Annotated in this window: 7 protein-coding genes; 6 read left to right on the top strand and 1 reads right to left on the bottom strand. The window is 60.1% G+C overall.

The genetic code is table 11. The features are described 5' to 3' along the window. The first annotated feature begins 200 nt into the window (after window positions 1-200). Complete coding sequence (locus IVB36_RS06480) at window positions 201-635, top strand: hypothetical protein (protein ID WP_247364561.1); 435 nt, start codon at window positions 201-203, stop codon at window positions 633-635. Between the two features lie 151 nt (window positions 636-786). Here the strand turns inward: IVB36_RS06480 and IVB36_RS40365 are convergent, their stop codons facing one another. Further along, entirely contained in the window at window positions 787-2223 is a 1437-nt protein-coding gene (locus IVB36_RS40365) for an alpha/beta fold hydrolase (RefSeq protein WP_345946531.1), read from the bottom strand. Window positions 2224-2647: 424 nt separating this feature from the next. Here IVB36_RS40365 and IVB36_RS06465 point away from each other — a divergent pair, with 424 nt between their 5' ends. The 5 genes from IVB36_RS06465 (at window position 2648) to IVB36_RS06445 (ending at window position 6089) form a co-directional block, all read left to right on the top strand. Continuing rightward, complete coding sequence (locus tag IVB36_RS06465) at window positions 2648-2857, top strand: hypothetical protein (RefSeq protein ID WP_247361385.1); 210 nt, start codon at window positions 2648-2650, stop codon at window positions 2855-2857. Window positions 2858-3206: 349 nt separating this feature from the next. Then, the gene (locus IVB36_RS06460; protein ID WP_247361383.1) at window positions 3207-3386 is read left to right on the top strand and encodes a hypothetical protein; all 180 of its coding nucleotides are present in this window, start codon (window positions 3207-3209) and stop codon (window positions 3384-3386) included. 595 nt (window positions 3387-3981) lie between these two features. Beyond that, window positions 3982-4680: an outer membrane beta-barrel protein gene (locus tag IVB36_RS06455; RefSeq protein WP_247364558.1), complete on the top strand. Its 699-nt coding sequence runs from the start codon at window positions 3982-3984 to the stop codon at window positions 4678-4680. A gap of 807 nt (window positions 4681-5487) precedes the next feature. Continuing rightward, window positions 5488-5724 (top strand): PilZ domain-containing protein, encoded by a 237-nt coding sequence (locus tag IVB36_RS06450; protein WP_247361381.1) that lies wholly within the window; start codon window positions 5488-5490, stop codon window positions 5722-5724. Between the two features lie 140 nt (window positions 5725-5864). Then, entirely contained in the window at window positions 5865-6089 is a 225-nt protein-coding gene (locus IVB36_RS06445) for a hypothetical protein (RefSeq protein WP_247361379.1), read from the top strand. Window positions 6090-6383 lie beyond the last annotated feature (294 nt).

Below are 6383 nucleotides of genomic sequence, written 5' to 3'. Positions count from 1 at the left end.
ATCGACGGCCATCCCCATAGCCGCATCGAAGACCTCATGCCGTGGCGATTCCGCAAAACGTCAAGCCAGCCTCAATAGGGTTGCGGCTAAGCGCTTACGTTTGAACTCTCCCGCGCCGTCATTACTGTGATTGGATTGCCAATTGCCTTTCCCGCCGCGCTTCGCGGCCGGGTTCAAACCAATCGGACCACCATGTCCTCCTGTCCTCTAGCTCCAACGCCAGTATCGCCAAGAGAGCGCGCACGAAGGCTGAGGCGGATTTTGCCACCTGGCTCATGATGGCCAAGCTCGGTGGTTTCGATGACCTGCCGTCCAGCGCCCAAAGCTTTCTGACTAACTATCGAACTCGGCTCGAGACAATGAGCGAGGCCGAGTCCATGGCCCTAGCCGTTCGCGAGGTCTACAGCGCTTATTACAGCGAGATGGGAGGCGTAGGCGCAGCGCCGGAACCAAAGGCTCGGACGCCAACGACAGAGGGCAAAGCCGTGCGGTCCCAGAGACCGCCTAGACCTCACCCCGGTCAATCGGCTGCGCGCCATTCGACGAGGCCAATGACCCGAAAATCCCTCCCGGCACTGCTGATTTTCGCAAGCATGGTGGCACTGGTTGTCGCATTCGGATTTTTAGCGCAGTAAGACCGTCCGCGGATTGTGTGCGACGTCCGCTTTCCCCCGATAGCGACCCAAATAGCGGACATCGTGCACTTCGCTTGGCCTAGAACAGACATCAAGGGGAAACCCGTGGCGCATATTGGTCGGCGAAACGGAGCCGCCGTATCCAGTACCTTTAGTGTTGAGTATCGGAGGCGAGAAATGATCGTAGCTCGTCGAGAAAGCGTGCCAAAGCCGGCTCGCCCTCCAGCATGATGTGATTCCGGCCTTCGAGCGGGACAAAGCGGGCGCCGGGAATCCCCGCGGCCAGCCGACGGCCCGACTCGAACGGCACTCTCGCGTCGTTGCGGCAATGCATGACAAGGGTCGGCACCTTGACCTGCGGCAGTAGTGAACTGATTTCCACTTCGCCATTTGCCAGTAAATTGCGCGCTGCGTCTTCGGCCGAGCTCGAGATACGCTGTAGCTCGTTAAACCAGTCGGCCTGCTCCTTGTTAGCGTCCGGAATAAACTGGGACGTGAACATCTGCCTGAAGGCCGGGTTTTCCTGACCCCATCCTAGCCGCATCAGCGTCAGCATCGCATCCCCGGCCGCCTTCTCCGCCTCGGTCCTGGCGCGCTTCTTCCAGCCGACGACATAACCTCCGTAGAGAATCAGATGCGACACTCGCTCCGGATGCCGGACCGCGTAGGCAATCGAGACCGCGCACCCCTGGGATATGCCGAGCAGCGCGAACCGTTCGATGCCCGCGGCGTCGACCACCGCATCGAGGTCGTCGACGAACCGCTCGAATGTTACGTCCGGGATGTCACGATCCGAAAGCCCATTTCCCCTTGCGTCATATCGGATGAAAAGGTGCTCGCGGGAAAATTCCTGGTAGAGATGCCGCCAGATCGGACTTTCGAAGTCGAATTCGATGTGGGTCATCCAGTGCCCTGTCTTCACCAGCGGATGCCCTTGGCCCATCCGGGCGTAGGCCAGCTGCACGCCGTCGCCGGTCTGGCAGAAGTGAATTTCCTGCTTGTGTTGCACGGTTGACGCCGCCACGGTGTCTTCCGCAGACGAGGGAATCGCGGCGTCTGGAATTGCCTCGATGTCCTTGGCAGTGAGCCCGAACACGCCGACCGCGCGCGAGATGTTCTTCACAGCCTGCTCGCCCAAATCAGCAAAAGCCATCGACAGCTTGTCCCGGATCTGGTCGTTCGCCGCCCTGGATATGCATACGCCGCCGGGCTCGCAGAGCGTTTCCAAGCGTGCCGCGATGTTGACGCCGTCGCCGAAGATATCGTCGCCGTCGATGATAATATCGCCGACGTTGATCCCGATCCGGAACACGACCTGCCGTTCCGCAGCGATCCCTGCGTTGCGCCCCACCATGCTGCGCTGAATCTTGACCGCACAGCCGACCGCATCCACGACGCTGGCGAATTCCACCAGCATCCCATCGCCGGTGGTTTTGACGATGCGGCCGTGGTGCTCGGAAATGCCGCAGTCGACCAGTTCCCGGCGGTGCGACTTGAGGGAATTGAGGGTCCCCACCTCGTCGGCGCCCATGAGGCGGCTGTAGCCGACCACATCCGCCGCTAGAATGGCCGCAAGCCGACGTTGCATAGCTCTTGCCCTCTCTGCCACTGCTAGTCTGCCCGCAATCAGTGGCCGCGACAAGGCTGAAGCGGGCCGGTGGAATCCGCCTCGGATCAAAGCGCCGTTTTGGTTTTGCCGCGCACTTCCGGTCTATCCCGATGATCGGACGTAGTCGGTGTCGGCGGCCACTTCGCAAATGGCCCGATTGCGTTGACAAAGGCCGGAGGTAGTTCGTTGTAATGGCGCGATCGCCGATGCGGCCGACGGGCCAGACTCTGGATGCGCTCATTGATCCCTTCCATGCATTTTCTCTGTCGCAAACTCGGATGAGGTTTGGCTTAGATCGCCATCACCTCATGATGGGGCTTCGGACCTGCCTCTGCACAGGCGGAGGATATCAACCGTGGCAAGCGCGGCGGCGGTAAGTGCACCGGGAACATTGACCTAGGTCATGGGCCGGGCGCTGCCATGGCCGATGCTGGGCTATGATGGACACGTTCGTTGCGCGACAAGTGGCGAGTACGTTCAGCACCGGTTCGACGCTGAGTCGAATGCGGCACGCGCCTCCTTCATCCTCGTGCAATGCCCAGCCTGCGGCAAAAACCATTTCATCAATCGCGTGACGCACAAGCTGCTGTTGGGCCATGAAGACGACCGGTGATAGTGCCTCCACGCAAAAGCCGCCAAGGTTTCCCTCAGCGGCTTGTGTCGTTGCGTTGCGTTTGCGTAGAGGTTTGCCGCGCCGAGCGGTGCTCGAACGTGGCCCAAGCCTGCCACCCACAGGACGCACAACCTTCATGAATGAGGTGGATGCGTCATCGCATGAGGCAGTCGATGCGTTGCCTGTATGTCGGGGCCAACGTATCCCCGATGGACTATGATGTGTCAGCGGCGACGATGCGGATCAAGCCAGTGCTGCTGTCCTATCGGATGAAATAGATAGTCCCGCCGCCCCTGCGTGCCTCAGTATCACGACCCATGACAGCAGCTCCATCGAGAGAGCCCCCTCCATGAAGCGGCGTAAGTATCATCCCGGCAACTTGATCCCGATGTTCCGGCTGGCTTCGAAGCTGTGCAAGCAAATGCGCGCGACGGGCTTCACCGATAACGGCGGAGCCATTCACAGCGCCGAGCGGATACTGAACATCCTCGGCCGGGTATCTGGTCTACCCGGAGCTGAGCCACATTAACAATCTCCGCAACTATGACAGAGCCGAGTTCTCTGTTGCCGCGCGAGCAGCGTTCGACCGTGGTGGCAAGGTTCTGATCGAGCACGTCTCCCCGGTCGGAGACCTCACGCGAATAGCAATCAACAGGATCGATGAGCTAGACGACGACGCCTTCGCCATTTTGTGAAGAAGCACTTTCGTCTCGTGCTCCTGACCCCGGAAGAGGCGACGCGATTAAATCGTCAGAACCGCTCGAGGATGACCAGTGATCGCCTTGCAGGCATTAAGATGGCTAAGCGCATAACTCGATAAACTCAAGCGCGACGCGGTTAGGCGGAATCGATTTGGCATGCCCAAATCAGAGTGTCTCGCCGCCATGCTGGCTGGGGGGAGGCCAACATGGGTAGGCAAGCCTTGCTCTCTTGATCTTCGCAAGCGTGTAGTGGCAGCGATCGAGGGCAGAATGTCCCGCAATCAAGCTGGCGCCGTTGCCTGCGGTCGCGCGCGAAAAATGGTGCGCTTCAGCATTCCAGTGCGCTGTGTGTCTGGCGCGCTACAGCAAATCCGGTGGATTGGGGTACCGTTCGGCACAGCTTTGAAACCTGAGAGAGTCGAAATGAAAAAGTTCCTTCTAGCTACCGTCGCTTTTGCCGCCCTAGCGGGTACGGCATCGGCAGCTGATATGGCCGCGCGTCCTTACACCAAAGCCCCAGCGATGGAGGCCTCGCCGATTTACAACTGGACCGGCTTTTACATCGGCGGTCACGTCGGTGGCGCATTCGGTGGCAACAACAACATTCTGGCCCCCGGCTTCACCGGCACCAACAGCAACGATGGTGTGTTCATGGGCGGCGCGCAGGTCGGTTACGACCATCAGTTCTCACCGAACTGGGTGCTGGGCATTGAAGCGAACTACAGCTTCCTCGACACCAATGACAATCCCTTCGTCAACCGTGGGCTCGGTTCGGTCACCGGTCGCCTTGGCTACACCTGGGGTCCGGCGATGGTGTACGTCAAAGGCGGTTATGCCTGGGCTGACTCCCGCCTTACGAATGGCTTCGGCGGCGGCACCTTCACCAACAACGGCGGTGGTCGCGACGGCTACACGGTAGGCGGTGGTCTCGAATACCTGTTCGCCCAGAACTGGTCGGGCAAGGTCGAATACCAGTACTATGACTTCGGCACCCGGAACGCTCTCTTCACAAGCGCCGCTGGTGTTGTTACCGCCGTCGGCTTCCGCAATGACGAGCACACCATCAAGGCCGGCCTGAACTATCGGTTCAATTGGGGCGCTGCCTCGGCTTCTCGTTACTGACGGCTTACATAATATACTTAAAAGGGTCAGCCTCGGGGCTGGCCCTTTTTCATGAGCCGGAATGACTGGCGCCAGGATTGCGTATTTATCGGACATCGAGGGGCGCTTCGTCTCCTCGCCCTGCGGTGCGCGGGGCGGACGTCCGGCGGGACTGGAGCACCAAGGCCGTGCTCGTGCCGTGGCGCGGGTTTAGCCGGCTCTCACCTATCGCCGGAAGGAATGCTCGATCTCGCTCAGCATAGCCAGGGCGCGGTCAGTATAACGTCCTTGGGATAGTTGTCGGTCCGCAAGACCGGCCGCCACCAATACAAGACCAGCTATGGCCACGCCCTTGATCATGGCCTCTTCCGCTTTTGCATCACCAGTCGCGACGGGATGTTATGGGAGATGCGCGCGGCCTCGCACGACTGGCTCTGTACTGCCGAGCGCGCGGGCGATCTCATCTGGTCGCCGCCTAGCCGCCGCCATCGCCAGCAGTTGTTGATGCTCCTGCGGCGTCCCCTTGGCACCAACGGTAACCGTGACTGTGCCATCGCTCCGGCATCCCCAGCTTGCCAATCCCTCTTAGTGAGCAGACCTGGACGGCGGACAAGGCGTTGCATTTCCGGAACACTGCAGGCGTAAGGTTTTCTGCGCTCGCTCGCACAACCTCCGATGCCTGCGTGAAGACATCAGGTCCACTGGAAGGAGACTCTCGCTGGACCAGCCCACAGTAAATGCTTTCTCTATTTGCCCGCAGAATGTACTCCCGCCTTTCCACGACAGCTTTATCGATCTGTAAGAAAATCTGGCTTAAACTTTGTCCCCATGGAAAAGCGAACCGCACGCCGTCAACGTGTATTTAAGTCGGCAATCATCGAGTTTCCCGGGGGCGCCTTCAGTTGCGTCGTCCGAAACTTCTCCGATCTGGGCGCCAATCTGGACGTGCCCAGCGCATCTGGCATTCCGCACGAGTTCACACTCGTCATTCCGAGTGCGCAGTCCCAGCTTTCCTGTCGAGCGGTGTGGCGCTCGGAGCGACGGATCGGGGTTGCGTTTTCCTGATCATCATCCTGGTGCTGGCGGTTGGTTACCGAGGCTATATGGGCTCAGGCCAAGACGCTGGCCCATGATCCGGCAACCCGTTGACTTATCGCAAGCTCTAAATCACGGTCCTCCTCGCCGGCAAGAGGCGGGGCTAAGTGATGAACGACCAGAAGAACTACAACGAGCGCTACTTCCTGCGCTTGCTCCAACATGGCCCGTTTGAGCGGCGGCCGCGCGGAGGCTGGCGCTTCGGTGTCAAGGTAATCAGCGATGCCATCGTCGAGCGGCTCCTCGCCAGTGGCCGCGCGGAGATTACCCGGCTCGCAATTAAGGCTGAAGCCGCTCGCAAGCTAACCTCTGATCCGCCGAGCAGATCGAGCTGAGCTACGACCTTGCCATGATAGTGCTGGCGCCTGACGCGCGAGCGTGACGCGGGCACCACCACGATCGCCTGGCTGATCCGCATTGTTCAGGACGATGGCCCGCGCGATACTGTCGCCGAGGTAATCGAACCGGCCCAGTTGGTCCGAGACGGGCCATGTGTGGACGTATATGGACCCCGCCCGATTGCAACGACCGGCTTGATCAGGATCGACGGCCACAACTGCTGACGTATATCCGGCTTCTTGATGCGGCTGGACAACGTCTCCGCCGCGAGCCTCGATGGTTTTCGCCCG

Origin of the sequence: Bradyrhizobium sp. 35 (genome assembly GCF_023073215.1) — a bacterium.
Classification (GTDB): Bacteria; Pseudomonadota; Alphaproteobacteria; order Rhizobiales; family Xanthobacteraceae; genus Bradyrhizobium; species Bradyrhizobium canariense_D.
Note: the sequence above shows the minus strand (reverse complement) of the source record. Positions and strands in the feature narration are given on the sequence as shown.